The organism is Geobacillus sp. WSUCF1 (assembly GCF_000422025.1).
GTDB classification, from domain to species: Bacteria; Bacillota; Bacilli; order Bacillales; family Anoxybacillaceae; genus Geobacillus; species Geobacillus zalihae.
In genome coordinates this window covers 1-2,169 of the sequence record NZ_ATCO01000175.1, presented here as the reverse complement: position 1 = coordinate 2,169, position 2,169 = coordinate 1, and the positions used below count along the sequence as shown (strand labels likewise).

Genomic DNA, 2,169 nt, shown 5'->3' with positions numbered 1-2,169 from the left:
AGAAGCCAGATGCGTCGGGGCAACTCGAAGCAGATTCGATGATGCAGATGCTCGTGGCTGAGGTTTTACCACTAAACTACACCCGCAAATATAGAATATTAATGAAAAGGGCGACTAGTGGGAATCGAACCCACGCATGCCAGAGCCACAATCTGGTGCGTTAACCACTTCGCCATAGTCGCCTCGTTCTGGTGCCGGCTGCAGGACTTGAACCCGCAACCTACTGATTACAAGTCAGTTGCTCTACCAATTGAGCTAAGCCGGCATATTTAAAATTAGCTAGTGACTCATGTTGTCTGCCTGGTTGTGCCTCTTCCTCTGCAAGCTGATTCGAGGAAGCTGAGTGCGTCGAGGCAACTCGCAGCCAATTCGATGATGCCGATGCTCGTCTCTACCAATTGAGCTAAGCCGGCACATTTAAAATTAGCTAGTGACTCATGTTGTCTGCCTGGTTGTGCCTCTTCCTCTCCCAGCTAATTCGAGGAAGTCAAATGCTCGGTGTCCCTTCCTCTGCAAGCTTATTCAAAGAAGTGGGATGCGTCGAGGCAACTCGCAGCAGATTCGACGATGCGAATGCTCGTCTCTACCAATTGAGCTAAGCCGGCACGATTTTAAAGTGCATGGCGGAGGAGGAGGGATTCGAACCCCCGCGCGCCTTGCGGCGCCTCTCGGTTTTCAAGACCGACCCCTTCAACCACTTGGGTACTCCTCCAAAAAAGCAACAATAATAATGGTGGACCTTGTAGGACTCGAACCTACGACCGGACGGTTATGAGCCGTCTGCTCTAACCAGCTGAGCTAAAGGTCCGATAATGGTGGCGGTGGAGGGGATCGAACCCCCGACCTCACGGGTATGAACCGTACGCTCTAGCCAGCTGAGCTACACCGCCAAATTTAAGTCAAAAGGTGGAGCCTATCGGGATCGAACCGATGACCTCCTGCTTGCAAAGCAGGCGCTCTCCCAGCTGAGCTAAGGCCCCATGATAAATCGGGAAGACAGGATTTGAACCTGCGACCTCACGGACCCGAACCGTGTGCTCTACCAAGCTGAGCTACTTCCCGACAAAACGCGCTCGAGAGGATTCGAACCCCTAACCTTCTGATCCGTAGTCAGATGCTCTATCCAATTGAGCTACGAGCGCACAAGTGCCGAGGGCCGGACTCGAACCGGCACGGTAGTTACCTACCCCAGGATTTTAAGTCCTGTGCGTCTGCCAATTCCGCCACCCCGGCGGAAGTGGAGCGGAAGACGGGGCTCGAACCCGCGACCCCCACCTTGGCAAGGTGGTGTTCTACCGCTGAACTACTTCCGCAAGACGATGAGCCATGGAGGACTCGAACCTCCGACCCTCTGATTAAAAGTCAGATGCTCTACCTACTGAGCTAATGGCTCATGGGTTCAATAACACTCCGAGACAACGATGTCCCTTCCTCTACTAGCATATTCGAAGATGTCAGATGCGTCGGGACAACTCGAAGCAAATCCGAAGATGCTTTGCTCGTTGCTCTACCTACTGAGCTAATGGCTCATGGTTAGGATAACACTCTACAGCTTCGTTTCACTCTACCTGCCTCTTCCTCTCCCAGCCGATTCAAAGATGCCAAGTGCGTCGAGGCAACTCGAAGCAAACTCGAAGATGTAGCGCTCGTTACTGAGCTAATGGCTCGCGGTTGCCGCCTTAATGGCTTAAGGGGTTATTAAGGAATAAGAATGCCGGCTGCAGGACTTGAACCCGCAACCTACTGATTACAAGTCAGTTGCTCTACCAATTGAGCTAAGCCGGCACATTTAAAATTAGTTAGTGACTCATGTTGTCTGCCTGGTTGTGCCTCTTCCTCTTCAAGCTCATTCAAGGAAGCCTTGTGCGTCGAGGCAACTCGCAACAGACTCGACGATGCGAATGTTCGTCGCTACCCATTGAACTAAGCCGGGGTGGTTTGAACATCTGACATGTCTGTGAACTACTCCCACTTAGCTTTGCATGAAGCGGGAACCTTCTTTCGGAACTATGATAAAAATGGTGGCTCGGGACGGAATCGAACCGCCGACACAAGGATTTTCAGTCCTTTGCTCTACCGACTGAGCTACCGAGCCATATATTATTTTTTTAACTCGCTCGTTGAATTGCTCTGTGCCTCTTCCTCTACAAGCTGATTCAAAGACGCTCG

At 51.7% G+C, this 2,169-nt stretch carries 13 tRNA genes; all 13 read right to left on the bottom strand.

The window, feature by feature from the left end:
- Positions 1 to 109 precede the first annotated feature (109 nt).
- The 13 genes from I656_RS02025 to I656_RS02085 all read right to left on the bottom strand — a co-directional run bounded on the left by I656_RS02025 (position 110) and on the right by I656_RS02085 (position 2,095).
- Positions 110 to 182 (bottom strand) — tRNA-His (locus I656_RS02025).
- 7 nt (positions 183 to 189) lie between these two features.
- Positions 190 to 265: transfer RNA gene (locus I656_RS02030), tRNA-Thr, on the bottom strand.
- A 356-nt stretch (positions 266 to 621) separates the two neighbouring features.
- A tRNA-Ser gene (locus I656_RS02035) sits at positions 622 to 712 on the bottom strand.
- A gap of 19 nt (positions 713 to 731) precedes the next feature.
- Positions 732 to 808: transfer RNA gene (locus I656_RS02040), tRNA-Ile, on the bottom strand.
- Between the two features lie 5 nt (positions 809 to 813).
- Positions 814 to 890, bottom strand: a tRNA-Met gene (locus I656_RS02045).
- 17 nt (positions 891 to 907) lie between these two features.
- Positions 908 to 980, bottom strand: a tRNA-Ala gene (locus tag I656_RS02050).
- 8 nt (positions 981 to 988) lie between these two features.
- Positions 989 to 1,062: transfer RNA gene (locus I656_RS02055), tRNA-Pro, on the bottom strand.
- Positions 1,063 to 1,068: 6 nt separating this feature from the next.
- Positions 1,069 to 1,142, bottom strand: a tRNA-Arg gene (locus I656_RS02060).
- A gap of 5 nt (positions 1,143 to 1,147) precedes the next feature.
- Positions 1,148 to 1,233 (bottom strand) — tRNA-Leu (locus tag I656_RS02065).
- Between the two features lie 5 nt (positions 1,234 to 1,238).
- A tRNA-Gly gene (locus I656_RS02070) sits at positions 1,239 to 1,313 on the bottom strand.
- A gap of 7 nt (positions 1,314 to 1,320) precedes the next feature.
- Positions 1,321 to 1,393 (bottom strand) — tRNA-Lys (locus I656_RS02075).
- Positions 1,394 to 1,712: 319 nt separating this feature from the next.
- A tRNA-Thr gene (locus I656_RS02080) sits at positions 1,713 to 1,785 on the bottom strand.
- A 234-nt stretch (positions 1,786 to 2,019) separates the two neighbouring features.
- Positions 2,020 to 2,095: transfer RNA gene (locus I656_RS02085), tRNA-Phe, on the bottom strand.
- Positions 2,096 to 2,169 lie beyond the last annotated feature (74 nt).